The organism is Pontibacillus salicampi, assembly GCF_042434395.1.
GTDB classification, from domain to species: domain Bacteria; phylum Bacillota; class Bacilli; order Bacillales; family BH030062; genus Pontibacillus; species Pontibacillus salicampi.
The window spans coordinates 1-26,355 of record NZ_JBHLTP010000021.1; the positions used below are offsets into that span (position 1 = coordinate 1).

Below are 26,355 nucleotides of genomic sequence, written 5' to 3' on the forward strand. Positions count from 1 at the left end.
ATAATCGAAGTATGGTGGCTTAAGCGAAGAGGTCACACCTGTTCCCATGCCGAACACAGCAGTTAAGCTCTTCAGCGCCGATGGTAGTCGGGGTTTTCCCCCGCAAGAGTAGGACGCCGCCATGCACCCAAGCAATCCCTTCCGACATAATCGGAAGGGATTTTTTCGTTTATCCCTAAATATAGCAAAAGAACGTGCATGCTATCCTCGATGTTCTTCCTCAGCTATTCTTTTCAATTCATCAGCCCTGCTTGCGAGAAACCTTTGCATATATTTCTTGACTATCACTTTATCTGCTAAAATGCCGAATAAACCTAGTGGGGATTTATACGCAAACCTGTCCTTCATGATGGTACCTCTGCCACTGCTGATAAACGTATGAATATGAGTGAAGGAGTGAAAGGCTCCGGTAACCATTTCATCTATAAAACGATGAGGCTCTTCCATTTCCGTAATTTTAGCTGTCAGTTGTTGACGTATTCCAAGATGGGTTGCTTCCCACGTAACCGTATCTCCCTTTTCTAACAGACCAGATGTTTTGCCGCCTACTGCTTTCTCCTTTGAAGAAGCAGTAGTCCGCGTATGGGTCTCAATATCTCTCGCTAACTGAAAACAAATTTCTCGAGGAGCGTCTATATATATTTCTTGTTTGATAATGGGCATGTAGGATTCCCTCCTATTGAGGTGTATAGAATAAAACTTCTAATCCACTGTTTTTCTATTATATCATTCGGGTACATAGTTATAAGACTGATACATTCCTTTATGACTCTATTCGAATGGTTAGCGTTTGGAAAGGAGAACCTGGAGTGTCTTTTGAAGAATTTTTGGACGACTATTTTATCTTAATGACAACCCGGTTGATTACAGCTGTACTCTTATGTGGTCTAATCGGGTTTGAACGGGAAATAAAAAATAGATCTGCTGGGTTTAGAACACACATTTTAGTAGGTGTGGGAGCCTGTTTAATGATGCTGCTTTCTCTATATGGGTTTGAGCCTTTTCTGGATGAGCATGAGACCATTCGATTCGACCCTGCACGTATTCCTTCCTATGTCATCAGTGGCATTGGTTTCTTAGGAGCAGGTACCATTATCGTAAATGGTTTAACTATACGCGGATTAACGACAGCAGCTTCCATCTGGACCGTCGCGGGCCTTGGACTTGTAATTGGTGCAGGGATGTATGGCCCGGCTATTTTAGCCACCATAGTGGTATTGGTCAGCTTAATTGTTTTAAATAATGTGGAACGCTTATTCGTTAAACGATCTTCTTTGCTCCTCTATATACAAGTTAAGGATGAATTGAATATGACCGATTTGGTTGCTATTTTAGAACAACATAACGCTTCCTTATCTTCGCTTACCATATCAAGGGAGCAAACTCGACAAAGAGCAGTATATGTCGAACTTTTGACAAAAGGAAATAATAATGAAATGACATTATTCGACGAAATTTCTCACCTCCCTTCCGTAACTTATGTTTCAAGGGGTTCTAAATAAGGTTTTATGGTATATACCAACTGTTAGCTGTTAATGCTATTAGAGGTAAAATCGAGCATGTACACTACTGTGCATTTCGGTTGCATTCAATAAAAAAATTAGTATAATAAAAGTATAGTCAAAGATAGTCAAAGTCAAAGAAGAGGAGGAGGGACCTTGGCTAATATATCTGATGTCATAGAAGCTCATTTAAAGAAAATCATAGCCTCTACGAAACAGAATGCAGTTGAAATTAAAAGAAGCGAAATTGCTGACTTGTTTCAATGTGTACCATCTCAAATTAATTACGTCATTAATACGAGATTTACCGTAGAGAAGGGCTACATTGTGGAAAGTAAGCGCGGTGGCGGTGGGTATATTCGTATTATCAGGGTAGAGCCACAGGATAAATATAAGCTGCTAGATGATCTGATGAAGCTGGCCCAGCCAAAGATCAGCCAGCAAGGAGCTATTGATATCATGGAACGGCTGCTTGAAGAAGAAGTCATTACAGAACGCGAAGCTAAGCTGATGGTTAGCGCCATTGGCCGCAATGTGTTAAATGTACAAATAGCACTTCGTGATGAGCTCAGGTCCCGAATTATGGTTTCTATGCTAACTACCTTAAAATATAAGGAATAGGGAGGGATATAGTTGCATGGAATGTCAAGAATGCCATCAGCGCCCAGCAACCTTGCATTTTACTCAAGTAATTAATGATCATAAGAAAGAAGTTCATGTCTGTGATACTTGTGCTTATGAAAAAGGATATATGTCAGAGAACAGTGATTCTTTCTCACTTCATAACCTTTTGTCCGGCCTGTTTAATTTTGATACTTATCCGGTTTCTGACTCTACCAATCAACAATCCTACGAGCCTCCAAAGAGACTTCAGTGTGGTAAATGTGGATTAACGTATGAGGAGTTCACTAGGATTGGGAAGTTTGGATGTGCGGAATGCTACAAAACATTTGGTGACAAACTAAACCCTATTTTTAGACGTGTGCATAGTGGAAATACATCCCATGATGGAAAAGTTCCGAAGCGAATTGGCGGGGATTTACACGTTAAGCGACAAATTGAAGAACAACGTCAGCATTTGAATCAGCTTATACAACAAGAGGAATTTGAAGAGGCTGCTCATGTTCGTGACCATATAAGAACATTGGAGCGAGAAATTTATTCTGACAAAGGGGATGGTGAAGACTAATGTCCCTACAGCAGTTTATGAATGAAGCAATTAGTCCTTGGATGCAAGAGGAAGGTCCTGATAATGACATTGTGTTGAGCAGTCGTATTCGGTTAGCGCGAAACTTTGATCAAGTGGCCTTTCCAATCCTTGCGAATCAGGAGGATTTAGATCATATATTAGATTTTTTTGAACAGGAATATGCTAGTCACTCATTCCAAAACTATCAAAATTTTGAACTAGTCCGGATGAGTGGACTGCAGTCAATCGAGAAGCGTGTATTGGTAGAAAAGCATCTAGTTAGTCCGCATTTAGTTGATCACTCTAACCATGGAGCAGCGCTAATCTCTAAAAATGAGCAAGTTTCTATAATGGTCAATGAAGAGGACCATCTTCGCATACAATTGTATGTACCAGGGTTTCAATTGGATAAAGCTCTGGAGCAAGCATTTCAGTTGGATGATTGGTTAGAAGAGAAAGTGAATTATGCTTTCGATGAAAATAGAGGCTATTTAACGAGCTGCCCTACGAATGTAGGGACAGGGATGAGAGCCTCTGTGATGATGCACTTACCAGCATTGACGATGACCCAGCAAATGAGTCGGTTAATTCCGGCGATTAATCAATTGGGATTAGTTGTTAGAGGAATTTACGGAGAAGGCAGCGAAGCATTAGGTAATATCTTTCAAATTTCAAACCAGATAACATTAGGTAAATCCGAAAAAGATATTGTTGAAGATTTAAAAAGTGTTGTTCATCAGCTTATTGAGCAAGAACGAAATGCCAGAAAACGAATTATGGATCAATCAGGGGTTCAACTAGAGGATAAAATATTCCGGTCTTACGGTATTTTATCCAACAGTAGAATAATTGAATCAAAAGAAGCATCCAAATGTTTATCTGATGTTCGTTTGGGCATAGACTTAGGGTACATCAACGATATTTCAAAGACCATTTTGAATGAGTTGATGATCTTAACTCAACCTGGCTTTCTACAACAATATGCACAAAAAACATTGACACCAGAGGAGCGAGACATACGTCGAGCATCCTTAATCAGAGAAAGACTAAACTTAGAAAACAATTATAGTTAGGAGGGAAGGCCCTATGATGTTTGGGCGTTTTACAGAAAGAGCACAGAAAGTATTGGCGTTAGCGCAAGAAGAAGCTGTTCGTTTAGGGCATAACAATATCGGAACAGAGCATATCCTTCTTGGATTGGTACGAGAAGGAGAAGGTATCGCAGCTAAAGCATTAAGTGCGCTAGGTCTTGCGGCAGATAAAATTCAGGAAGAAGTAGAACAATTAATAGGTTCTGGAGATAAGGTTTCTCAGACCATCCATTATACACCTCGTGCGAAAAAGGTGATTGAACTTTCCATGGATGAAGCAAGAAAGTTAGGTCACTCTTATGTTGGCACAGAGCACATCCTTCTAGGGTTAATTAGAGAAGGAGAAGGAGTAGCAGCACGTGTACTCAACAACCTTGGTGTGAGCTTAAATAAAGCTCGTCAGCAGGTGCTTCAGCTGCTTGGCAGCAATGAGTCTACTGCTAACAATTCAAGCGGCAGACAGTCTGCAAATGCTAATACACCTACACTGGATTCCTTGGCGCGGGATTTAACTTCTGTTGCAAAAGAAGGCAACATCGATCCAGTTATCGGCCGTAGTGAAGAGATTGAGCGTGTCATTCAGGTTCTAAGCCGCCGGACGAAGAATAATCCAGTTCTAATAGGAGAGCCTGGTGTAGGAAAGACGGCTATCGCAGAAGGGTTAGCGCAGCAAATTGTTAACAATGAAGTGCCGGAAATTCTTCGCGATAAGCGTGTCATGACACTTGATATGGGTACGGTTGTTGCAGGTACCAAATATCGTGGTGAGTTTGAAGACCGTTTGAAAAAAGTAATGGAAGAAATTCGTCAAGCAGGCAATATCATTTTATTCATCGATGAACTTCATACTCTTATTGGAGCAGGTGGCGCAGAGGGAGCAATTGATGCCTCCAACATTCTAAAGCCTTCTCTAGCTCGTGGAGACCTTCAATGTATCGGGGCAACCACATTAGATGAATACCGTAAGTATATTGAGAAAGATGCAGCTCTAGAGCGCCGCTTCCAGCCTATTCAAGTAGATGAGCCAACATCGGAAGAATCTGTTCAAATTCTTCAAGGGCTTCGTGACCGTTATGAAGCACACCACCGTGTAACGATTACGGATGAGGCAATTAAATCAGCTGTAAAACTATCTGACCGTTATATCCAGGATCGTTTCCTTCCGGATAAAGCGATTGACTTAATTGACGAAGCTGCGTCTCGTGTTCGCTTACGCTCTTATACTGCTCCACCGAACTTGAAAGAATTAGAGCAGAAGCTAGATGAAGTTAGAAAAGAGAAAGATGCAGCTGTTCAAAGTCAGGAATTTGAAAAGGCCGCATCCTTACGCGATAACGAGCAGAAGCTGCGTGAGGAATTAGATAAAACGAAGGATGAATGGAAAGAACAGCAGGGTCAGGAAAACTCTGAAGTAACGACCGAGGATATTGCTGCTATCGTATCCACGTGGACTGGTGTTCCTGTATCTAAGCTGGCAAAAGACGAAAGCGAACGTCTTCTAAACCTAGAAGGTGTCCTTCATGATCGAGTTATTGGTCAAGATGATGCCGTCAACTCCATCTCGAAGGCGATTCGTCGTGCCCGTGCTGGACTTAAAGATCCGAAGCGTCCAATTGGTTCCTTTATCTTCTTAGGACCAACTGGTGTTGGTAAGACAGAGCTAGCTCGTGCACTAGCTGAAACAATGTTTGGGGAAGAGGATGCGATGATTCGCATCGACATGTCCGAATATATGGAAAAACACTCTACGTCTCGTCTGGTAGGTTCTCCTCCAGGGTATGTAGGATATGAAGAAGGTGGACAGCTGACAGAAAAAGTACGTCAGAAACCATATTCCGTTATCCTTCTTGATGAAATTGAAAAAGCGCACCCAGATGTATTCAATACACTTCTTCAAGTACTAGAGGATGGGCGCTTAACAGATTCTAAAGGACGTACGGTTGACTTTAGGAATACAGTAGTCATTATGACTTCAAACGTCGGCGCTACCGAGCTGAAGCGTAATAAATACGTTGGCTTCAGTATGGGAGATAGCGGTCAGGACTATAAGGATATGAAATCCAAGGTAATGGATGAAATGAAACGTACTTTCCGTCCTGAATTCCTAAACCGTATCGATGAAATTATTGTGTTCCATTCCCTCGAGAAGAAACACATGAAAGAAATCGTATCCTTAATGGTAAATCAGCTGCAAAAACGATTGACAGAACAGGAAGTAGAATTTGAATTAACAGAGAAGGCGCTAGATAAGATAGCAGATGAAGGCTTTGATCCTGAATACGGAGCACGACCATTACGCCGCTCCATTCAGAAAAATGTAGAAGACCTCTTGTCTGAAGCGCTGTTAAGAGAATCTATCTCCACTGGTCAAAAAGTAACGATTGATATTAATGAAGACGGTGAATTTTACGTTTCTGGAACAGAAAGTATTCAATCAGCACAGTAAATGTATAAAATCGGGAGGCTAATAGCCTCTCGATTTTTTTTGAGTGTGTCTGGCACGGGCACACGCTTTCCCATTCCATACATGATCAGTTATGTATGAACAAGTGACTAATACTTACATTATGGCTTGCTACATAGACATACAGGACATAAGATGAACATATGGCATTTCGGTAATATGTCCTTTTCTGGAGAAAATCTGAAGGAACCCATAAAAAAGTAATGATTTTGTAAATACATTGTAACCCTTCAACAACTCAATCGTATGAGATAATGGAAGAGGGAAACCTCTTGCCAAAAGGAGAGAGAGATTTTGGCTAAACAAAAAGTAAAGTTTGTCTGTCAGGAATGTGGATATGAATCCCCTAAGTGGATGGGGAAATGCCCTTCCTGTAATCAGTGGAATACATTTGTAGAAGAATTAGCAGGCTCCAAGTCTTCTAGCAGACATACATTTGTAACAAGTGATCAGAATGATAGAAAGAAACCTGAAAAAATAACGAATATAAGTACAGAGAAAGAACCAAGAATAGCGACGGATATGCCAGAAGTGAATAGAGTACTCGGCGGTGGAATTGTTCCAGGCTCTCTTGTCCTTATTGGGGGAGACCCTGGCATTGGAAAGTCTACCTTACTACTGCAATTATCTTCGCAATTGGCTCAAAAGGATTTGAATGTTTTATATATATCTGGTGAAGAATCCATCAAACAAACCAAATTACGGGCAGATCGCCTCCATGCTTCCTCTGATAACCTGTATGTATTAGCAGAGACGAACATGTTGGATGTATCGAATCAAATTGATCATATTAACCCGTCTTTTGTTGTAATCGATTCTATTCAGACCATTTTTAAGGAAGAAGTTACTTCAGCTCCGGGAAGTGTTTCGCAAGTTCGTGAATGTACAAGCGAACTTATGCGTATAGCTAAGAGTAAGGGAATTCCTATTTTCATTGTGGGACACGTGACAAAGGAAGGATCGATAGCAGGGCCAAGGCTGCTAGAGCATATGGTGGATGCGGTTCTTTATTTTGAAGGAGAACGTCATCACACATTCCGTATCCTTCGTAGTGTGAAGAATCGCTTCGGCAGTACACATGAAATGGGTATTTTTGAAATGAAGGAGAAAGGGCTGCAGGAAGTCGAAAACCCTTCAGAAATATTCCTTGAGGAACGTTCGCAAGGTGCGGCTGGCTCTGTCGTAGTTGCCTCGATGGAAGGGACCCGACCTGTGCTCGTTGAAATCCAATCCCTAATCTCCCCAACTGCATATGGGAATCCGCGCAGGATGGCGACAGGCCTTGATAATAATCGCGTTCCTCTTTTAATGGCCGTATTAGAGAAAAGGGTAGGGCTGTTATTGCAAAACCAAGACGCCTATGTGAAGGTTGCTGGCGGTGTGAAGCTGGATGAGCCAGCCATTGATTTAGCAGTAGCCGTTTCCATTGCTTCAAGCTTTCAGAATAGAGCCTCTAAACCAGACGATGTATTGGTAGGAGAGGTAGGATTAACAGGTGAGATTAGAAGGGTAGCACGCATTGAGCAACGCGTCCAAGAGGCTGCCAAGCTAGGTTTCAAAAGGGCTATTATCCCGAAGAAAAACATCGGCGACTGGAATCCACCCGATGGCCTGGAGGTCATTGGTGTAAATTCCGTGCAAGAGGCTTTAAAGGCAACGTTGGGAGGAGCTTAGATGGAATGGTATGAGATGAGAGGGACAGTCATTGGTGACATTTTACGATTTGTCGCTCCTGGAACACCACTTAGGCAAGGAATCGATAATATATTACGAGCGAAGACAGGTGGATTGATTGTTGTTGGCTACAATGAAAAGCTGCAATCACTAGTAGACGGCGGCTTCCATATCCACTCCTCTTTCTCTCCCGCCAATCTATATGAGCTTGCTAAGATGGATGGAGCATTGATTTTAAACGATGAGGGATCGGAAATACTGTATGCTAACGCCCAATTAATTCCAGATCCGTCCATTCATTCCTCTGAAACAGGAATGCGTCATCGCACAGCAGAACGAGTTGCTAAACAAACGGGCGAGCTTGTCATTGCTATTTCACAACGACGGAATGTTATTACGTTGTATAAAGGGAACCTTCGCTATTCTCTTAAGGATATCGGGGTAATCCTTACCAAAGCTAATCAAGCTATGCAGACGCTGGAAAAATACAAAAATGTTCTGGATCAAGGGATTACCAACCTTGGCGCGTTAGAGTTTGAAGATATGGTTACTTTTTCAGAGGTAGTGCAGGTTATTCACCGAATTGAGATGGTGCTTCGGATTAAGAATGAAATACTGAATTATGTAAATGAACTAGGAACAGAAGGTCGATTAATTCAGTTGCAGCTTACGGAATTAGTGGCAAATATTGAGGACGAAGCGGAGATGCTCATTAAGGATTATAGTAAACGGAGCGATTATGAGCCATCTTATATGATTAAGAAATTACAGGAAGTTACCAACAATGAATTAATCGAGGATGTGCAAATTCTCAAGCTACTTGGCTATTCGTCTACTACGAAATTAGATGATCCAGTGGTTCCAAGAGGCTATCGAATTTTGGCTAAAATCCCGAGGCTTCCTTTCTTAATTGTAGAGCATATTATAGTAAAATTTGGAATATTAAATGAAGTGGTAAAAGCATCACCGAAAGAGCTTGTAAAGGTAGATGGAATTGGAGAAGTAAGGGCCTCTAAGATTAAAGAGGGGTTAAACCGAATTCAGGAGCAATTATTTATCGATCGCCACATCTAGTAAAATTGACATATAATGATTAAATATGGTAAGATGTCATGTTAAACATTTGACTGAAATTGTAAAATATGATAATGTTGCGACATATCATATGTGTTTCATGAACTTATTAGGTTATATTTTAATATACTTGGTAATACTGCTTGTTAGGAGGTGACCGTGGTGCTCAAGAGGGTTGTGCAATTATTTATTATTATTGCTGGAGGTACCATTGGATTTTTGTATCTGCCCAATCTATTAGAATTGATGGGGCTGGAAAATACGGTTTGGTTGAGCAATCAGGTGACAACAACAATTGTAGGAGCTATTATTCTTTATCTCATTACGTTTTGGTCTGTAGATTATATTGTGGATTTTCTACGCTGGGTAGAGGAAACGTTAGTGAATATTCCAGTAGCAGACTTATTATTTGGGAGTCTAGGGCTAATCTTAGGTCTGATTGTGGCGTATCTTGTGAATATTCCATTAACAGATATTAGTATTAAAGTAGTTTCGCAAGTAATACCTATCTTTCTAACTGCTATTTTAGGTTATTTAGGGTTTCAGGTTGGCTTTAAGCGCCGAGACGAATTTATTAGTCTGCTTTCCATGGCGACAAAGAAAAAGAAAGCATCTGATGGTGAGCATTCAGAAGACGCCAGCGGATCGAATCAACCAAAAGCAAAAATATTAGATACTAGTGTTATCATTGATGGTCGTATCGCAGATATTTGTCAAACGCACTTTCTAGAAGGAACCGTGTTAATTCCGCAATTTGTTCTAGAAGAGCTGCAGCATATCGCTGACTCATCAGACGTACTCAAACGAAATCGCGGGCGAAGAGGACTTGATGTTCTAAACCGCATGCAAAAGGAAATTCCAGTCAACGTGGAAATCTATGAAGGGGACTTTGAAGACATCCAGGAAGTAGATAGTAAGCTCGTTAAACTGGCAAAGCTTATCGATGGCGTTGTAGTAACCAATGATTTCAATTTGAATAAAGTATGTGAATTTCAGCATGTACAGGTATTAAATATTAATGATCTTGCCAACGCCGTCAAGCCAGTAGTGCTTCCAGGAGAAGAGTTAACCGTCCATTTGATTAAAGATGGAAAGGAACAAAATCAGGGAGTTGCCTACTTGGACGACGGAACCATGATTGTGGTAGAGGAAGGTAAAGATTACATTGGACAGACTATTGAGGTGCTAGTAACGAGTGTGCTGCAAACCTCAGCTGGCCGTATGATTTTTGCTAAGCCGAAATTACTTGAAAAAGCATTATAAAAACGGTATAAACAAATAGAGGACAACAAAAGTGATAACGGGCTCGTTATCGCTTTTGTTATGTCCGTACATATAAATGTGATTGTCATTATATATATAGGGTGGATTCCATGTTATCTTACCAAATAATTATCCTTGCCGCAGGGCAAGGAAAAAGAATGAAATCAGATAAAAATAAGCAATTCTTGATGCTGAAGGGAAAGCCCTTAATCATACATACGTTGGATATCTTCTATCAGGATCCGTACTGCCAATCGATTCAGCTCGTCGTTAATCCTAAAGAGGAAGCGGACATTCAGACGCTGCTGAAGGAATATGGTTATCAAGAGCGCATAGCGGTTGTTCACGGTGGTGCTGAACGTCAAGATAGCGTATTTGCAGGCTTAGCAGCATGTACTGCAGAGGAAGGGATTATCTTGATTCATGATGGCGCTCGTCCGTTTGTCTCGCTGGAGAATGTTGCAACGCTTGTAAATAAGGCTTATGAGAAGGGGGCGGCACTATTAGCTGTTCCAGTGACGGACACCATTAAGCGTGTTACCGAATCAGGTGTTACTACTTTGGATCGTAAAGAGTTATGGGCTGCTCAAACACCGCAGGCATTTCGATATTCCGTCATATTGCATGCTCATAAACAAGCGAAGGAAGAGGGATACTTAGGTACAGATGATGCTTCCCTTGTGGAGCGGCTTAACCAGCCTGTAGAAATTGTTCAAGGAAGCTATGATAATATGAAGCTGACGACACCGGAAGATGTGGAAAAAGCTCATGCTATCTTATCCAAATACGATTAGTCAGGAGAGGAGGAATCTATTATGTTTCGAATCGGACAAGGCTTTGATGTCCATCAGCTAGCAGAAGGGCGTCCGTGTATTATTGGCGGGGTGACGATTCCTTATGAGAAAGGATTGGAAGGTCACTCCGATGCGGATGTGTTATTACATACAGTAGCAGATGCGTGCCTCGGTGCGATAGGGGAAGGAGATATTGGAAAGCATTTCCCTGACACAGACCCGGAATTCAAGGATGCAGACTCTCAAAAGCTACTAGAGCACGTGTGGAAATTAGTCGAAAAACGTGGGTATTTCCTGGGAAATGTCGATTGTACTGTAATCGCCCAGGCTCCTAAAATGGCACCTTACATTGAGGAAATGAGAGAAAATATTGCCCGTCTTCTGCAGACAGAAGCATCTCGCGTGAATGTAAAGGCGACCACTACAGAGAAGCTGGGCTTTGCGGGGCGCAAAGAAGGAATTGCTGCTCAAGCGGTTGTTTTACTTCAACAGAAGGAATCGCTATAATAAGCTATGAAATAAAGTGCACAACTAAAGCATAGCATGGACACCCGTGATAAAATAGGGTTACCGAAAACGGTTGTTATAGATAGGAAGGAGACAAATTATGACAAAACAAGTACGCGTTCGTTATGCACCGAGTCCTACTGGACACCTTCACATCGGAAATGCAAGAACTGCGCTATTTAATTACTTATACGCTAGACGCTTTGATGGCAAGTTTGTAATTCGAATAGAGGATACCGATGAAAAGAGAAATGTTGCTGGTGGAGAACAAAGCCAGATGGAATTTTTGAAATGGCTGGGAATTGATTGGGATGAAAGCATCGATTTAGACGGGGGATATGGCCCTTATCGTCAAATGGAGCGACTTGATCTCTATCAGAACTATATTGACGAGCTACTGGACAAGGGTCTTGCCTATAAATGTTATATGACAGAAGAAGAATTAGAAGAGGAACGAGAAGCTCAGCGTGCTCGAGGAGAGGTGCCAATGTACTCTGGTGCTCACCGCGATCTTACTGCTGATCAACGTGCTGCGTTAGAGGCAGAAGGCCGGCAGCCGAGTATTCGTATTCGTGTGCCTGCAAATCATACGTACACGTTTGAAGATATGGTGCGGGGAGAGATTACTTTCCAATCCAGCGACTTCGGCGACTGGGTTATTCAAAAGAAAAACGGTACTCCAACGTACAATTTCGCAGTAGCTGTCGATGATTATCTAATGGATATTACTCACGTACTTCGTGGGGAGGAGCATATTCCAAATACGCCTAAGCAAATGATGGTTTATGAAGCGTTCGGTTGGACTCCTCCACAGTTTGGGCATATGGCATTGATTCTCAATGAACAGCGCAAGAAGTTAAGTAAACGAGATGAGCATATCCTGCAGTTCATTGGTCAGTATGAAAAGCTGGGCTATTTGCCGGAAGCATTGTTTAATTTTATTACCTTACTTGGCTGGTCCCCTGTCGGCGAAGAAGAAATCTTCACTCGCAGTCAGCTGATTGATATCTTTGACCCAGATCGTTTGGCATCTTCACCGGCCGTATTTGATCCACAGAAGCTGAAGTGGATTAACAACCAGTATATTAAAGCGTCGGACTTAGATCGAGTTGTAGATATGGCCCTTCCTCATCTAGTAGAAGCAGACCGTTTACCGAAAGATATGAGTCAGGAGCAGAAGGACTGGGCTCGTGAATTGATTTCACTTTATCAAGAACAAATGAACTATGCAGCGGAAATTGTCGAATTGACGGAATTATTCTTCCGCCAAGAGATTGACTATGGAGAAGAAGCAATGGAAGTCCTTCGGGGAGAACAGGTCCCAGAAGTACTGGATTCCTTTAGCAGAAAGCTTGCAGAATTAGAAGCATTTGAGCCGGATCATATTAAAAAAGCCGTTAAGGCCGTTCAAAAAGAAACAGGCCATAAGGGTAAAAAGCTCTTTATGCCTATTCGTGTAGCAACGACGGGAGAAACTCATGGACCTGAATTGCCAAATGCTATTCATCTGCTTGGGATAGACACCGTACAAGCCCGGTTAACGAGTGCGCTCCGCCAGCTTGAGCAATAATAGTTCACATTTACAGTGATATGTAATATATTAGAACTATCTAAAGAGTATAAATCAAATAACGTATCATAGAACGAAGAAGAGGATAAGTAAATAAGGCTCTCCAAACCCAGAGAAAATCACCATAGGCTGAGAGTGATTGTTGGAACCTTATTGAAATGCACCTCAGAGTCTTTTGTGGAAGCTTAGTACACAGAAGCGGGTCTCTCCCGTTAACGAGAGTGAAGCTGAAGAAGAGGCGAATTGCCTTTCTTAAACAGAGTGGAACCGCGCCACAAGCGTCTCTGTGTCATTGGACACAGAGACGCTTTTTTTATTTTAGTACTACAGAATATGGGGGGTATAGGTATGGGCGGATGGTTCAAGATGTTTAAAGAAGATGTAGATGTTGTGTTTGATCAGGATCCGGCGGCTCGTAGTCGGACAGAAGTGATATTGACCTATGCAGGCCTACACTCCATTTGGGCACACAGAATTGCCCATGCTTGCTATAAACGAAAATTCTTTTTTCTAGCCCGCGTGATTTCGCAAGTAAGTCGTTTTTTTACCGGAATTGAAATCCATCCCGGTGCCAAGATAGGCAGAAGGTTTTTCATTGACCATGGGATGGGTGTTGTAATTGGAGAGACATGTGAAATAGGAGATAACGTTACCTTGTTTCAGGGAGTGACCCTTGGAGGGACTGGTAAGGAGAAGGGGAAGCGCCATCCTACACTGAAAGATCACTCTTTGGTTGCCACGGGAGCAAAGGTGTTAGGCTCCATTACCATTGGAGAAAACTCCAAAGTAGGAGCGGGGTCGGTTGTGCTTCATGATGTGCCGGATCATTCTACAGTTGTTGGAATACCAGGACAGGTCGTTGTCCAGAACGGCAAAAAAGTCCGAAATGATTTAGACCACCACAAAATGCCAGACCCTGTAGCGGATAAGTTCAAGGAAATGCAGCAGCAGGTTGATGCCCTTCAAAATGAAGTACAAGAGCTTAAACAAGGAGTGAAGAACGATGAGCATTCAAATTTATAATACATTAACTCGACAAAAAGAAACATTCCAGCCCTTGGAAGAGGGAAAGGTGAAAATGTACGTATGTGGTCCGACTGTATATAACTATATTCATATTGGTAATGCTCGTCCGGCTATCGTATTTGATACAGTTAGACGTTATTTTGAATACAAAGGCTATGATGTGCATTATGTGCTAAACTTTACCGATGTCGACGATAAGCTGATTAAAGCGGCGAGGGAAATGGGAGACGAAGTGCCGAACATCGCAGAGCGGTTCATCACCGCCTATAAAGAGGATGTCGGTGCTTTTGGAGTGAAGGAAGCGGTCGATCACCCGAGAGTAACCGAAAACATGGAAGAGATCATCACCTTCATTCAAACCCTAATTGAAAAGGGCTTTGCGTATGAATCAGGGGGGGATGTATATTTCCGTACTCGATCCTTTGATTCTTACGGCAAGCTGTCCCATCAATCCGTTGATGAGTTACGGTCAGGTGCTCGTATTGAAGTTGGGGAAAAGAAAGAGGACCCACTTGATTTCACGCTTTGGAAAGATGCGAAGGATGGAGAGATATCCTGGGAAAGTCCTTGGGGGACCGGACGCCCTGGTTGGCATATCGAATGCTCTGCTATGGCGAAGAAATACCTGGGGGACACGATTGATATTCATGCAGGTGGACAGGATTTAACATTCCCGCACCATGAAAATGAAATTGCTCAATCAGAGGCAATGAATGAGAAGACATTTGCTAATTATTGGATGCACAATGGATATATTAAAATAGAGAATGAAAAAATGTCTAAATCGCTTGGCAATTTCGTGCTGGCTCATGACATTATAAAGATACATGACCCGCAAGTTATCCGCTTCTTTATGCTAAGTGTGCACTATCGGAACCCTATTAACTTCTCAGAGGAGCTGTTAGAAGGTGCTAAAAATAGTTTTGATCGTATTAAGAATGCGTATCAAAATCTAGAACACCGTCTGAAGGCGGCTACGAATATGGATTCAGAAGAGCAAGCTTGGCTTGCAAAATTAACGGAGCATCAAGAGCGGTTTATGGCTGAAATGGATGACGACTTCAATACCGCGAACGCAATTTCGGTACTGTTTGATATTGCGAAGGACGCGAACGTCTATTTGCAATCCAGTCATACTTCCAGCAAAGTGATTGAAGCATTTCAAAAACTTCTCACGGATTTGACGAAGGTACTTGGAATAGATCTTGTTGGACAAGAAGAACTGTTGGATGAAGAAATTGATGCAATGATCCAGCAACGGATTGAAGCTCGTAAAAATCGTGATTTCCAAACAGCAGACCAAATTAGAGATGAATTGAAGGAAAGAAATATTATTTTAGAGGATACTCCACAAGGGATTCGTTGGAAAAGAGGCTAATCATGAATGGGAATGAGATTGATGCTAAACAGGTAAAGAGTCTGACCTTGGCCTATATGGGAGACGTGGTGTATGAACACTATGTACGTGAATACTTGATTAAAACAGGAGAAGTGAAGCCGCAGCAATTGCATAAAGCTGCGGTTCGCTTTGTATCGGGTCGCTCCCAGGCAAATGTGCTATACTACTGGCAAGAAACAGACAAGCTATCAGACATAGAACAAGGAGTGGTCCGCAGAGGCCGAAATGCAAAGTCAGGTGCTGTACCAAAGAATTTAGATGTGCAGACATATCGCTATAGCACAGCGTTTGAAGCACTTTTAGGATATTTGTACTTGGATGGACAAACAGAACGGTTGGAGACATTAGTGAGAGATGCCATACATCACGTAGAAGAAAGGGGATCATCATGAAAGAGGAATGGATCTTAGGGAAGAACTCTGTGCTAGAAGCCATTAAATCAGGACGCTCCATCAATAAAGTAATGGTGTCGGAGCAAATGCAGGCTCAAGCTAGTCAGCAGATTCATAAGCAAGCAAAGCAAAACGGTGTTCAGGTTCAAAAGGTACCAAAGAAGAAAATAGATCAGCTAGTGGAAGGTAATCACCAAGGAGTTATCGCTTCGGTGGCTGCCTACGAGTATAGTGAAATGGAGGATATATTCCAAAAGGCTGAATCCCAAGGGGAACAACCCTTCATTATGATTTTGGATGAGATGGAAGACCCTCACAACCTAGGTTCTATACTTCGGACTGCGGATGCTGCTGGTGTTCATGGCGTCATCATACCGAAGCGGAGATCGGTTGGTCTTACAGGAACAGTAGCGAAAACCTCGACTGGAGCTATTGAATACATCCCTGTCGTTCGGGTCACGAATATTGCAAGAACAATTGAAGAGTTAAAAGAGCAGCAAGTATGGGTGGTTGGTACCGACGCTGAAGGGGATGAGGATTTCCGCAGGTTAGAAGGTGATATGGCCATAGCTCTTGTAATCGGAAGTGAAGGGAAAGGAATTAGCAGATTAGTTAAAGAGAAGTGTGATTGGACTGTTAACTTACCGATGAAGGGGCATGTAACTTCCTTAAACGCTTCTGTGGCAGCAAGTCTTCTCATGTATGAAATCCATCGGAAACGTCATCCATTAGGGTGAATAACAAATGGATGTACTAATCGTTGATGGATATAACATCATAGGAGCATGGCCGGAACTGAAAGCTCTGAGAGATAAGGATTTAGCAAGTGCAAGATATGAGCTTGTAGAGAAGATGGCCGAATATCAGGCTTACGCTGGCTACGAAGTCGTAGTGGTGTTTGATGCACATTATGTCCCTGGGATAGAGAAAAAAGTAGATAATCATAAGATAGAGATTGTGTACACGAAAGAGAATGAAACGGCTGATGAACGGATTGAAAAATTAGCCAAAGAACGAAAGCATGTAAGGAACCAGGTGTATGTGGCAACGTCGGATTATACGGAGCAGCGGACAATTTTTGCACAAGGGGCCTTACGTAAATCCGCAAGAGAATTATATATTGAAACAAAAAATATTGAAAAAGAAATTCAGAAAGAAGTAGAATCCCAGAACCAGCTTCATTATAAGCCTAAGATACCGATAAAAAAAGAAGTGCTTGATGTGTTCGAAAAGTGGCGTAGAGGTGAAAAGTAAAAAGAAGCGCTGTTGACGCTTTCAAAAAAGTTACTGTATAATATTTCTATATCCATGGCAGTACGGTCGGGGGGATCCTTAACGTGAGCATCGGTCAAGTAGATACTGACAGCAAAGATTTAGGCCTTTTATCTGATGAGGAAGTTGTGGTATTTGTTCATAAAGGCGATAGCAGAGCGCTGGAACATTTAATCAACAAATACAAAAATTTCGTACGTGCCAAGGCTCGGACATATTTTCTAATCGGAGCGGATCGCGAAGATATTGTGCAGGAAGGAATGATTGGCCTGTATAAGGCCATCAGAGATTATCAGGAGGACAAGCTCTCCTCGTTTAAAGCCTTCGCAGAACTATGTGTAACTCGCCAAATTATCACTGCAATTAAAACCGCCACACGACAAAAGCATATCCCGCTTAACTCCTATGTATCTCTTGATAAGCCTATTTATGACGAAGAGTCAGACAGAACACTGTTAGATGTTATTGCTGGTGCCAAGGCACTTGATCCAGAGGAAATGATTATCAATCGGGAACGCTTCGGTGATATGGAAACGAAAATGTCTGAATTATTAAGCGAGCTGGAAAGAGAAGTACTCGCCCTTTATCTGGATGGTCGTTCTTACCAGGAGATCTCCGTTGATCTTAATCGGCATGTAAAATCAATTGATAACGCTTTACAACGCGTCAAACGAAAGCTGGAGCGATACCTTGAAATCAGCGAAATCACATTATGATGACGTTGACAGGACTATAGTAGCGTGATACATTATTGGAAGTGATAAACCCTGGATAGGGGTGAAGTACGTTGAATAAGAAAGTCGCTTTAGCATGTTCAATCTGCATGTCGAGGAATTACACTACTACAAAAAATCCTAAAACGGATAGCAATAGACTAGAGGTACGAAAATATTGCAAGCATTGTAGTACGCATACCCTTCATCGGGAGACCAAGTAAGAGTGGAAGCAAGCTATTTAGGTGAAAGTTTGGGGGTACTATCATGTTCAAGTTTTTGAGAAACGTGTCTAGAGAAATGCAGAAGGTTAGCTGGCCCAGCGGACGCGAATTGTCTAAATATACAGTTACCGTATTAACTACCTTGATATTTATTACGATCTTTTTCGCGCTAGTTGACTTAGGGATTTCTCAGATTCTTGAAGTACTTTTCTCAGAATAAATCTCGTTCTTTTGTGATTATGGAATAAAGCACTTATGATTATGTTATAATGTTAATATTATTTCGCGTTCTAAAACCCGTTTTACGGGTTTTTTAATGTGGTTTAAAATAGCATTGCGAATTTTAGACAAGGGAGGGAAGGGCAAACCGTTTGTCCTGAGACTATGGAGAAAAGATGGTATGTCGTTCACACTTATTCAGGATATGAGAATAAAGTGAAGAAAAATTTAGATAAGCGAGTGGAGTCCATGGGGATGGAAGATAAGATTTTCCGTGTCCTTGTTCCAGAAGATGAAGAAACTGAAATTAAGAATGGAAAACGCAAAGTGCAAAAGAAAAAAGTGTTTCCTGGTTATGTACTGGCAGAAATGGTGATGACGGACGATTCCTGGTATGTCGTTCGCAACACTCCTGGTGTGACAGGTTTCGTAGGATCGACTGGTTCTGGTTCCAAGCCTACTCCTCTCTTACCTGAAGAAATTGAAACAGTGCTGAAGCGCATGGGCATGAACGAACCGGTGCACGATGTTGACTTCGAATTGAAAGAAAGTGTACGAGTTAACGAGGGTCCTTTCGCAGATTTTACAGGCACTATCGAAAATATCGATGTGGACAAGCAGAAGGTAAAAGTGCATGTAAATATGTTTGGACGTGAAACTCCGGTTGAGCTTGATTTTTCTCAGATAGAAAAATTATAATCATCCCCCTTGCATTCTACTTGGAAAAATGCTAGAATTTTTATGTTCTTTATGCCTCGAGTATGAGGATTTATGTGTATATGAATGAGTGGGAGGAGCTAAGCTCCTGTAACCACATCACGGACTTAAGGAGGTGTGTCTCGTGGCTAAAAAAGTTATTAAAGTTGTAAAACTTCAGATTCCAGCAGGGAAAGCTAACCCAGCGCCACCAGTAGGACCAGCACTTGGTCAAGCAGGTGTTAATATCATGGGATTCTGTAAGGAATTTAACGCACGTACAGCGGATCAAGCTGGCATGATTATTCCGGTTGAAATTACGGTTTTTGAAGACCGTTCATTTACATTCGTTACTAAAACTCCACCTGCTGCAGTTCTTCTAAAAGAAGCGGCTGGTCTTAAATCAGGATCAGGCGAACCAAACCGCAACAAGGTTGGCACAATTAATCGCGACAAAGTACGCGAAATTGCTGAAACAAAAATGCCTGACCTAAACGCCGCTGACGTAGATGCAGCTGTGCGCATGGTTGAAGGTACAGCGCGCAGTATGGGACTTGTAATCGAAGATTAATCCCACAGCGGTTCTGTGTTAAGGAGAAGGTTGCGAGGATGGAGTTTTACCATTTCGCAACCTTTATTCGTGGGAGGTAAAACCGTTAAAACCACAAAGGAGGAAATTAAAATGGCAAACAGAAGTAAAAGATATCAAGAGCTTGTAAAGCTTGTTGATAAAACAAAATCGTATGACGTATCTGAAGCTGTAGAGCTTATTAAGCAAACATCTAAAGCTAGCTTCGACGAAACAGTAGAAGCTGCATTCCGTCTTGGGGTTGACCCTAAAAAAGCGGACCAACAAATTCGTGGTGCAACAGTACTACCACACGGTACTGGTAAATCCCAGCGTGTACTAGTATTTGCGAAGGGTGACAAGGCGAAAGAAGCAGAAGCTGCTGGAGCTGATTATGTTGGAGAGCAAGATCTAATTAACCAAATCAACCAAGGCTGGTTCGACTTTGATGTAGTTGTTGCGACTCCAGATATGATGGCGGAAGTTGGTAAGCTAGGTCGAGTGTTGGGACCTAAAGGCCTAATGCCGAACCCTAAAACTGGTACTGTAACTTTCGAAGTAGAAAAAGCAGTTAACGAAATCAAGGCTGGTAAAGTAGAATACCGCGTTGATAAAGCTGGTAACATTCATGTTCCAATTGGTAAAGTATCTTTCGATAACGAGAAAATCGCTGAGAACTTTAACGCCATTACGGAAACACTTATGAAGGTTAAACCGCAAGCTGCTAAAGGAACTTACATGCGTAATGCTTCTATCGCTTCTACGATGGGACCTGGCGTACGCGTTGATGTTTCTGGCTTCAAAAGCTAAGTAATTGTTTGTTGACATCCAATAAACCTTAAGCTATAATAGCTTTTGTCATATAAATGAATACGTTGTACCGTAGACAGTGGGTGCGAGAGATCGCTTAAATAGACCTACCGAGGTGTTAATCATATTGCTGAGATAGTGACCGTCGTGATCTATCTCTCATGTATGTGCCTCCATGTCTACATGGGGGCATTTTTACTGTCGAAATAACATTCTACAATAAAATGAACACCAGGACGGTATGATGACAATTCAATAGGAGGTGGAATGATGAGCAAAGTAATTGAGCACAAAAAGCAGATTGTCTCTGACATTGCTGAAAAGCTTCAAAACAGTAAATCAACTGTACTTGTTGATTACCGTGGCTTAGACGTTGATACTGTAACAAGTCTTCGTCAACAATTGCGTGAAGCAGGCGTAGATTTCAAAGTGTATAAAAACACAATGACTCGCCGTGCTACTGCAGAAGCTAACCTTACTGAACTTGATGAAACATTAGTTGGCCCGACAGCTCTTGCATTCAGTGCAGACGACGCTGTAGCTCCAGCTAAAATCATTAACAATTTCGCAAAAGAGAATAGCGCTCTAGAAATCAAAGGTGGCGTTGTTCAAGGTAACGTAGCTACTGTAGCTCAGATGAAAGAACTTGCAGAACTACCAGATCAAAGCGGTCTTGTATCTATGCTTCTATCTGTACTACAAGCTCCAATGCGCAACTTCGCACTTGCTTCAAAAGCAGTGGCGGACCAGAAAGAAGAGCAAGGCGCTTAATCGCCTGAAGTCGGCTATATAATTTTTAAAAAATTTAAGGAGGAAATATCATGACTAAAGAGCAAATTATTGACGCGATCAAAGAAATGAACGTTCTTGAACTTAATGATCTAGTAAAAGCAATTGAAGAAGAATTCGGAGTAACTGCTGCTGCACCTGTAGCTGTAGCTGGCGGCGGAGCTGCTGAAGAGGAAGAAGAGCAAACTGAATTCGACGTAGTACTTGAAGATGCAGGTGCTTCTAAGATTAAAGTTGTTAAAGCAGTTCGTGAAATCACTGGCCTAGGTCTTAAAGATGCTAAAGAAGTAGTAGACAACGCTCCTAAAGCAATCAAAGAAGGCGTATCTAAAGAAGACGCTGAAGAAATGAAAGCTAAGCTAGAAGAAACTGGCGCTAAGATCGAAATTAAGTAATGAAAGCAAAAAGGCTCGCTGATTATCGGCGAGCTTTGCTTTTGCTTTATGACCCCCATAACATCTCGAGTCAAATAGAGATAGAGTCTTTAATAGGCAAGGCCCGATTAAAGAGATTCTCAATCTCCCACCTATTATTTCCTTGGATATCCATTGCCTGACTCGTTTATGGGAGAGCGACCATGCATATTCGCCGAAAATAAATACGGGTAGGTGACTAGGGTGTCAGAACACTATTATTCAAAAAATCCCGAATCAAAAAGTGCTGAGAAACACTGGAACTTCACGCTGAGGGGGCGCAAGATATCCTTCACGACTGATTACGGAGTGTTTTCTAAAGAAGAAGTAGATTATGGATCTAGAGTGCTTATTGAAGCATTCCAATCACCTGACATAGATGGGGATATACTGGATATGGGGTGTGGGTATGGTCCGATTGGTATAGCGCTGGCCCTGCATTTTCCTGATCGAAATATTGTGATGGTCGATGTAAATGAAAGAGCTATTGATTTAGCGAAGAGAAACGCTGTGAGCAACCAAGCTGACAATACAGTGATCACGGCTAGTGATCAATATGAAAATATTAAAGATAGACAGTTTGCTGCCATCTTAACTAATCCACCAATTCGTGCTGGTAAACAAGTAGTGCATTCTATTTTGCGTCAAAGCTATGAACAGTTACTTCCAGATGGAGAGTTGTGGGTAGTCATTCAAAAGAAGCAAGGGGCTCCTTCTGCAAGGGCTCTTATGGAAGAAATGTTCGATACAGTAGAGGTAGCTGAGCGGGATAAAGGCTACTATGTGTACAAAGCAAAAAAGTTTGACTTGGATAATTAGCTATGATAGTATTGAAAAATGCCAATAAGTAAATAGTTTGTCAAGGTATTTTTTCTATTTATTTATGTATAAACCATATAGCTATAGTTAAGAATGGTAAAATCGAATGATCGTAATAAAGAGTAGTGGTTTTGTATAAAACCCTTTTTCTTTTTGTCTAACGTTAGAGAGAAATGAAAAATTTCTATTACATTTGTCTATGACAAATGTATCATATATTACTGGCACAGGTGTGTAAGCAAGAGGTCTGTGCGAGTTAGTTCGGCATGTGTTTTTTGCCGGACGATTTTTTCTTTATTAAAATGCTTGATTTGAGGGGTGAATCAGTTGACAGGTCAACTAGTTCAGTATGGACGACACCGCCAACGTAGAAGCTTTGCGCGCATCAGCGAAGTACTTGAATTACCGAACTTAATTGAAATTCAAACTGCTTCTTATGATTGGTTCTTACAAGAAGGATTGCGAGAGATGTTTAAGGATATTTCTCCAATTGAAGATTTCACAGGAAATCTATCACTAGAGTTTGTCGATTACACTCTCGGAGAGCCAAAGTATCCAGTCGATGAATCTAAAGAGCGAGACGTCACTTATTCAGCTCCTCTTCGTGTGAAAGTTCGTTTACTTAATAAAGAAACTGGCGAAGTAAAAGAGCAAGAAGTGTTTATGGGTGACTTCCCATTAATGACAGATGTAGGTACATTCGTTATTAACGGTGCAGAACGTATCATTGTATCTCAGCTAGTTCGTTCTCCGAGTGTTTACTTTAGTCCTAAGGTAGACAAAAACGGAAAACGCGGCTACACAGCAACTGTTATTCCAAACCGTGGTGCATGGTTGGAATTTGAAACAGACGCGAAGGACGTAGTGCATGTACGTATTGACCGTACTCGTAAGCTGCCTATTACTGTTCTTCTCCGTGCTTTAGGTTTCGGTAGTGATCAAGAAATCATTGATCTTATCGGAGACAATGAATATTTGAAGAACACCCTTGAAAAAGACAATACAGAAAACAGTGAAAAAGCGTTGCTTGAAATCTATGAACGCTTACGTCCTGGTGAGCCACCTACTGTGGAAAATGCCAAGAGCCTGCTTATCTCTCGTTTCTTTGATCCGAAGCGATATGATTTAGCTCACGTAGGTCGCTACAAAATTAATAAGAAACTTCATATAAAGAATCGTCTATTTAACCAGACGCTTGCTGAAACGCTTGCTGACCCTGAGACAGGGGAGATTATTGCTAGTGCGGGGGACAAACTAGATCGCCGTACGCTAGATAAAATCCTTCCATATATCGAAGGGAACGAAGATGGAAACCTAGGCGATGAATTAATGGAGCCGCATGACGGTGTGCTAGATGAGCCAATCCGCATTCAGTCTATTAAGATTATCGACCCAACAGATCCTGAAGGGGAGAAAACACTAGATGTAATTGGCAATGCACAGATCGATCATGAAACAAAAAATATCACTCCATCAGATATGTTAGCAGCAGTAAGCTACTTCTTTAACATCCTGCATAATGTAGGTGGAACAGACGATATTGACCACTTAGGTAACCGTCGTTTGCGTTCAGTTGGGGAATTGCTGCAAAACCAGTTCCGTATCGGATTATCTCGTATGGAGCGTGTAGTGCGTGAGCGTATGTCTATTCAGGACACTGCTTCCATTACACCACAACAATTAATTAACATCCGTCCGGTTATTGCTTCTATCAAAGAATTCTTTGGTAGCTCTCAGCTATCACAGTTTATGGATCAAACCAACCCGTTAGCCGAATTGACGCATAAACGTCGTCTCTCTGCTCTAGGACCTGGTGGTTTGACTCGTGAACGTGCCGGTTTTGAGGTTCGTGACGTACACTACTCCCACTACGGTCGTATGTGTCCAATCGAGACTCCTGAGGGTCCAAACATCGGACTAATTAACTCCCTATCTTCCTATGCGAAGGTAAATAAATTCGGATTTATTGAAACGCCATATCGACGCGTTGATCCAGAAACAAATAAAGTAACAGCACAGATAGACTACCTTACTGCTGATGAAGAGGATAACTACGTTGTAGCTCAGGCGAACGCAAAGCTGAACGAAGACGGCTCCTTCCAGGATGAAGAAGTTATTGCTCGTTTCCGTGGTGAAAACACGGCAGTAAAAAGAGATCGTATCGATTATATGGACGTATCTCCAAAGCAGGTAGTTTCCGCTGCGACCGCATGTATTCCTTTCTTAGAGAATGATGACTCCAACCGTTCTCTAATGGGTGCGAACATGCAGCGTCAGGCAGTGCCATTGATGGAGCCTGAATCCCCGATTGTTGGTACAGGAATGGAGTACGTATCTGGTAAAGACTCAGGTGCTGCTGTTCTTGCTAGACATGAAGGTATTGTAGAACGAGTGGATGCTAAAGAGGTATTAGTACGACGTATTTCTATGATTGATGGGAAAGAAGTACAAGGCGATTTAGACCGCTATCGTTTCCAGAAATTCATTCGTTCCAACCAAGGTACCTGCTATAACCAAAAGCCAATTGTAAGTGCGGGCGACCGTGTTACACAGGGCGAAATTCTAGCAGACGGTCCATCTATGGAGAAGGGCGAATTAGCGTTAGGTAAAAACCCGCTCGTGGCATTTATGACATGGGATGGTTATAACTACGAGGACGCTATTATTATGAGTGAACGTCTTGTGAAAGATGATGTGTACACATCTATTCATATTGAAGAATATGAATCTGAAGCTCGTGATACTAAGCTTGGACCTGAAGAAATCACAAGAGATATACCAAACGTAGGCGAGGATGCACTTCGTGACCTTGATGATCGTGGAATTATCCGTGTAGGTGCAGAAGTTAGCGATGGTGATCTATTAGTTGGTAAGGTAACGCCTAAAGGTGTTACAGAGTTATCAGCTGAAGAACGCTTATTACACGCTATCTTCGGTGAAAAGGCTCGTGAAGTTCGTGATACTTCATTACGCGTGCCACACGGTGCTGGCGGTATTGTACTTGATGTGAAGATTTTCAATAGAGAAGATGGAGATGAGTTACCTCCAGGCGTGAACCAGCTTGTGCGTGTGTACATTGTACAAAAACGTAAGATCTCTGAAGGAGACAAGATGGCAGGTCGTCACGGTAACAAAGGTGTTATCTCTAGAATTCTTCCAGAAGAGGATATGCCTTACATGCCAGACGGTACACCAATCGATGTCATGTTAAACCCTCTTGGGGTTCCATCTCGTATGAACATTGGTCAGGTGCTGGAGCTTCACCTTGGTATGGCAGCAAGAGAACTTGGTATTCACGTAGCAACACCAGTCTTTGATGGTGCTCGTGAAGAAGACGTTTGGGAAATCCTTGATGAAGCCGGAATGGCTCGCGATGCGAAAACCATTCTGTACGATGGGCGTACTGGTGAAGCATTTGACAGCCGTGTTTCTGTAGGAGTCATGTACATGATTAAACTTGCGCACATGGTTGATGACAAACTTCACGCTCGTTCCACTGGACCATATTCTCTTGTTACGCAACAGCCACTCGGTGGTAAAGCACAATTCGGTGGACAGCGTTTTGGTGAGATGGAGGTATGGGCACTCGAAGCTTATGGTGCTGCTTATACTCTACAAGAAATCCTAACGGTTAAATCCGATGATGTTGTTGGTCGTGTGAAGACGTATGAATCCATTGTTAAAGGATCTAATGTACCAGAACCTGGCGTGCCAGAATCCTTTAAAGTATTAATTAAAGAGCTTCAGAGTCTAGGCATGGATGTGAAAATCCTGTCTTCTGATGAATCCGAAATTGACATTCGCGATATAGAAGAAGAAGAGACGCAATCTGCAGAGAAACTTAACTTAGACGGAGATCCTCAACTAGAGGACTAAGATAAGTAGTA

27 protein-coding genes, 1 rRNA gene and 2 other annotated features are annotated in these 26,355 nt (G+C 42.0%); of the genes, 27 read left to right on the forward strand and 1 reads right to left on the reverse strand.

The features are described 5' to 3' along the window. The first annotated feature begins 10 nt into the window (after positions 1–10). Positions 11–125, forward strand: a 5S ribosomal RNA gene (gene rrf / locus ACFFGV_RS18955). Between the two features lie 76 nt (positions 126–201). Here rrf and ACFFGV_RS18960 read toward each other — a convergent pair. Continuing rightward, entirely contained in the window at positions 202–663 is a 462-nt protein-coding gene (locus ACFFGV_RS18960) for an SRPBCC family protein (RefSeq protein WP_377351267.1), read from the reverse strand. A gap of 185 nt (positions 664–848) precedes the next feature. Between ACFFGV_RS18960 and ACFFGV_RS18965 the strand changes: the two genes are divergently transcribed. The 26 genes from ACFFGV_RS18965 (at position 849) to rpoB (ending at position 26,344) form a co-directional block, all read left to right on the forward strand. After that, positions 849–1,502 (forward strand): MgtC/SapB family protein, encoded by a 654-nt coding sequence (locus ACFFGV_RS18965; RefSeq protein WP_377351419.1) that lies wholly within the window; start codon positions 849–851, stop codon positions 1,500–1,502. A gap of 156 nt (positions 1,503–1,658) precedes the next feature. Next, positions 1,659–2,123, forward strand: coding sequence for a CtsR family transcriptional regulator (locus ACFFGV_RS18970; RefSeq protein ID WP_377351269.1), 465 nt, complete (start codon positions 1,659–1,661; stop codon positions 2,121–2,123). Positions 2,124–2,139: 16 nt separating this feature from the next. Further along, the gene (gene mcsA / locus ACFFGV_RS18975) at positions 2,140–2,691 is read left to right on the forward strand and encodes a protein-arginine kinase activator protein McsA (RefSeq protein ID WP_377351271.1); all 552 of its coding nucleotides are present in this window, start codon (positions 2,140–2,142) and stop codon (positions 2,689–2,691) included. Beyond that, complete coding sequence (gene mcsB / locus ACFFGV_RS18980) at positions 2,691–3,764, forward strand: protein-arginine kinase McsB (RefSeq protein WP_377351274.1); 1,074 nt, start codon at positions 2,691–2,693, stop codon at positions 3,762–3,764. Before mcsA ends, mcsB begins: the two co-directional genes overlap by 1 nt. Positions 3,765–3,777: 13 nt before the next feature. Then, complete coding sequence (gene clpC / locus ACFFGV_RS18985; RefSeq protein WP_377351276.1) at positions 3,778–6,228, forward strand: ATP-dependent protease ATP-binding subunit ClpC; 2,451 nt, start codon at positions 3,778–3,780, stop codon at positions 6,226–6,228. 312 nt (positions 6,229–6,540) lie between these two features. Continuing rightward, positions 6,541–7,920, forward strand: coding sequence for a DNA repair protein RadA (gene radA, locus ACFFGV_RS18990; protein ID WP_377351278.1), 1,380 nt, complete (start codon positions 6,541–6,543; stop codon positions 7,918–7,920). Then, positions 7,921–8,994: a DNA integrity scanning diadenylate cyclase DisA gene (disA, locus tag ACFFGV_RS18995; RefSeq protein ID WP_377351280.1), complete on the forward strand. Its 1,074-nt coding sequence runs from the start codon at positions 7,921–7,923 to the stop codon at positions 8,992–8,994. Between the two features lie 162 nt (positions 8,995–9,156). Then, positions 9,157–10,257 (forward strand): PIN/TRAM domain-containing protein, encoded by a 1,101-nt coding sequence (locus tag ACFFGV_RS19000; RefSeq protein ID WP_377351282.1) that lies wholly within the window; start codon positions 9,157–9,159, stop codon positions 10,255–10,257. 110 nt (positions 10,258–10,367) lie between these two features. Next, on the forward strand, positions 10,368–11,051 hold the full coding sequence (ispD, locus tag ACFFGV_RS19005) for a 2-C-methyl-D-erythritol 4-phosphate cytidylyltransferase (RefSeq protein WP_377351284.1): 684 nt from the start codon (positions 10,368–10,370) through the stop codon (positions 11,049–11,051). Positions 11,052–11,072: 21 nt separating this feature from the next. After that, positions 11,073–11,558, forward strand: coding sequence for a 2-C-methyl-D-erythritol 2,4-cyclodiphosphate synthase (ispF, locus tag ACFFGV_RS19010; RefSeq protein ID WP_377351287.1), 486 nt, complete (start codon positions 11,073–11,075; stop codon positions 11,556–11,558). A gap of 100 nt (positions 11,559–11,658) precedes the next feature. Further along, entirely contained in the window at positions 11,659–13,128 is a 1,470-nt protein-coding gene (gene gltX / locus ACFFGV_RS19015) for a glutamate--tRNA ligase (RefSeq protein ID WP_377351289.1), read from the forward strand. 67 nt (positions 13,129–13,195) lie between these two features. Then, positions 13,196–13,417 (forward strand) — a binding site (T-box leader). Between the two features lie 59 nt (positions 13,418–13,476). After that, a complete protein-coding gene (gene cysE, locus ACFFGV_RS19020) occupies positions 13,477–14,151 on the forward strand; it encodes a serine O-acetyltransferase (RefSeq protein WP_377351291.1) in 675 nt (224 codons plus the stop codon). Next, the gene (gene cysS, locus ACFFGV_RS19025) at positions 14,132–15,532 is read left to right on the forward strand and encodes a cysteine--tRNA ligase (RefSeq protein WP_377351294.1); all 1,401 of its coding nucleotides are present in this window, start codon (positions 14,132–14,134) and stop codon (positions 15,530–15,532) included. The genes cysE and cysS overlap by 20 nt, the downstream gene beginning before the upstream one ends. Before the next feature lie 2 nt (positions 15,533–15,534). Then, positions 15,535–15,945 carry a Mini-ribonuclease 3 gene (locus ACFFGV_RS19030; protein ID WP_377351297.1) on the forward strand — a complete coding sequence of 137 codons (411 nt, stop codon included), beginning with the start codon at positions 15,535–15,537 and terminating at the stop codon, positions 15,943–15,945. Then, positions 15,942–16,682 carry a 23S rRNA (guanosine(2251)-2'-O)-methyltransferase RlmB gene (gene rlmB, locus ACFFGV_RS19035; protein ID WP_377351300.1) on the forward strand — a complete coding sequence of 247 codons (741 nt, stop codon included), beginning with the start codon at positions 15,942–15,944 and terminating at the stop codon, positions 16,680–16,682. The genes ACFFGV_RS19030 and rlmB overlap by 4 nt, the downstream gene beginning before the upstream one ends. Before the next feature lie 7 nt (positions 16,683–16,689). Next, a complete protein-coding gene (locus ACFFGV_RS19040) occupies positions 16,690–17,199 on the forward strand; it encodes an NYN domain-containing protein (RefSeq protein WP_377351302.1) in 510 nt (169 codons plus the stop codon). A gap of 83 nt (positions 17,200–17,282) precedes the next feature. Next, positions 17,283–17,933: an RNA polymerase sporulation sigma factor SigH gene (sigH, locus tag ACFFGV_RS19045; RefSeq protein ID WP_377351305.1), complete on the forward strand. Its 651-nt coding sequence runs from the start codon at positions 17,283–17,285 to the stop codon at positions 17,931–17,933. A 71-nt stretch (positions 17,934–18,004) separates the two neighbouring features. Then, positions 18,005–18,154 (forward strand): 50S ribosomal protein L33, encoded by a 150-nt coding sequence (gene rpmG, locus ACFFGV_RS19050; RefSeq protein WP_377351307.1) that lies wholly within the window; start codon positions 18,005–18,007, stop codon positions 18,152–18,154. 43 nt (positions 18,155–18,197) lie between these two features. Beyond that, positions 18,198–18,374: a preprotein translocase subunit SecE gene (secE, locus tag ACFFGV_RS19055; RefSeq protein WP_377351309.1), complete on the forward strand. Its 177-nt coding sequence runs from the start codon at positions 18,198–18,200 to the stop codon at positions 18,372–18,374. 164 nt (positions 18,375–18,538) lie between these two features. Next, positions 18,539–19,072 carry a transcription termination/antitermination protein NusG gene (gene nusG / locus ACFFGV_RS19060; RefSeq protein ID WP_377351311.1) on the forward strand — a complete coding sequence of 178 codons (534 nt, stop codon included), beginning with the start codon at positions 18,539–18,541 and terminating at the stop codon, positions 19,070–19,072. Positions 19,073–19,214: 142 nt separating this feature from the next. Continuing rightward, the gene (rplK, locus tag ACFFGV_RS19065) at positions 19,215–19,640 is read left to right on the forward strand and encodes a 50S ribosomal protein L11 (protein WP_377351313.1); all 426 of its coding nucleotides are present in this window, start codon (positions 19,215–19,217) and stop codon (positions 19,638–19,640) included. A 111-nt stretch (positions 19,641–19,751) separates the two neighbouring features. After that, entirely contained in the window at positions 19,752–20,447 is a 696-nt protein-coding gene (rplA, locus tag ACFFGV_RS19070) for a 50S ribosomal protein L1 (protein ID WP_377351315.1), read from the forward strand. A 52-nt stretch (positions 20,448–20,499) separates the two neighbouring features. Beyond that, positions 20,500–20,654 (forward strand) — a sequence feature (ribosomal protein L10 leader region). Between the two features lie 63 nt (positions 20,655–20,717). Further along, positions 20,718–21,218: a 50S ribosomal protein L10 gene (rplJ, locus tag ACFFGV_RS19075; protein WP_377351317.1), complete on the forward strand. Its 501-nt coding sequence runs from the start codon at positions 20,718–20,720 to the stop codon at positions 21,216–21,218. A 50-nt stretch (positions 21,219–21,268) separates the two neighbouring features. After that, positions 21,269–21,631: a 50S ribosomal protein L7/L12 gene (rplL, locus tag ACFFGV_RS19080; protein ID WP_377351320.1), complete on the forward strand. Its 363-nt coding sequence runs from the start codon at positions 21,269–21,271 to the stop codon at positions 21,629–21,631. Between the two features lie 222 nt (positions 21,632–21,853). Further along, positions 21,854–22,468 (forward strand): class I SAM-dependent methyltransferase, encoded by a 615-nt coding sequence (locus tag ACFFGV_RS19085; RefSeq protein WP_377351323.1) that lies wholly within the window; start codon positions 21,854–21,856, stop codon positions 22,466–22,468. 327 nt (positions 22,469–22,795) lie between these two features. Further along, complete coding sequence (gene rpoB / locus ACFFGV_RS19090; protein WP_377351324.1) at positions 22,796–26,344, forward strand: DNA-directed RNA polymerase subunit beta; 3,549 nt, start codon at positions 22,796–22,798, stop codon at positions 26,342–26,344. Positions 26,345–26,355: the final 11 nt, after the last annotated feature.

Excerpts from the sequence above, each read along its gene's own strand:
- clpC (WP_377351276.1), top strand. The coding sequence starts at position 3,778 with ATGATGTTTGGGCGTTTTACAGAAAGAGCACAGAAAGTATTGGCGTTA.
- disA (WP_377351280.1), top strand. The coding sequence starts at position 7,921 with ATGGAATGGTATGAGATGAGAGGGACAGTCATTGGTGACATTTTACGA.
- gltX (WP_377351289.1), top strand. The coding sequence starts at position 11,659 with ATGACAAAACAAGTACGCGTTCGTTATGCACCGAGTCCTACTGGACAC.
- ACFFGV_RS18960 (WP_377351267.1), bottom strand. The coding sequence starts at position 663 with ATGCCCATTATCAAACAAGAAATATATATAGACGCTCCTCGAGAAATT.
- cysS (WP_377351294.1), top strand. The coding sequence starts at position 14,132 with ATGAGCATTCAAATTTATAATACATTAACTCGACAAAAAGAAACATTC.
- rplL (WP_377351320.1), top strand. The coding sequence starts at position 21,269 with ATGACTAAAGAGCAAATTATTGACGCGATCAAAGAAATGAACGTTCTT.
- nusG (WP_377351311.1), top strand. The coding sequence starts at position 18,539 with ATGGAGAAAAGATGGTATGTCGTTCACACTTATTCAGGATATGAGAAT.
- secE (WP_377351309.1), top strand. The coding sequence starts at position 18,198 with ATGTTCAAGTTTTTGAGAAACGTGTCTAGAGAAATGCAGAAGGTTAGC.
- rplA (WP_377351315.1), top strand. The coding sequence starts at position 19,752 with ATGGCAAACAGAAGTAAAAGATATCAAGAGCTTGTAAAGCTTGTTGAT.
- cysE (WP_377351291.1), top strand. The coding sequence starts at position 13,477 with ATGGGCGGATGGTTCAAGATGTTTAAAGAAGATGTAGATGTTGTGTTT.
- ispF (WP_377351287.1), top strand. The coding sequence starts at position 11,073 with ATGTTTCGAATCGGACAAGGCTTTGATGTCCATCAGCTAGCAGAAGGG.
- mcsB (WP_377351274.1), top strand. The coding sequence starts at position 2,691 with ATGTCCCTACAGCAGTTTATGAATGAAGCAATTAGTCCTTGGATGCAA.
- rlmB (WP_377351300.1), top strand. The coding sequence starts at position 15,942 with ATGAAAGAGGAATGGATCTTAGGGAAGAACTCTGTGCTAGAAGCCATT.
- ACFFGV_RS18965 (WP_377351419.1), top strand. The coding sequence starts at position 849 with ATGACAACCCGGTTGATTACAGCTGTACTCTTATGTGGTCTAATCGGG.
- ispD (WP_377351284.1), top strand. The coding sequence starts at position 10,368 with ATGTTATCTTACCAAATAATTATCCTTGCCGCAGGGCAAGGAAAAAGA.
- ACFFGV_RS19040 (WP_377351302.1), top strand. The coding sequence starts at position 16,690 with ATGGATGTACTAATCGTTGATGGATATAACATCATAGGAGCATGGCCG.
- rplJ (WP_377351317.1), top strand. The coding sequence starts at position 20,718 with ATGAGCAAAGTAATTGAGCACAAAAAGCAGATTGTCTCTGACATTGCT.
- mcsA (WP_377351271.1), top strand. The coding sequence starts at position 2,140 with ATGGAATGTCAAGAATGCCATCAGCGCCCAGCAACCTTGCATTTTACT.
- ACFFGV_RS19030 (WP_377351297.1), top strand. The coding sequence starts at position 15,535 with ATGAATGGGAATGAGATTGATGCTAAACAGGTAAAGAGTCTGACCTTG.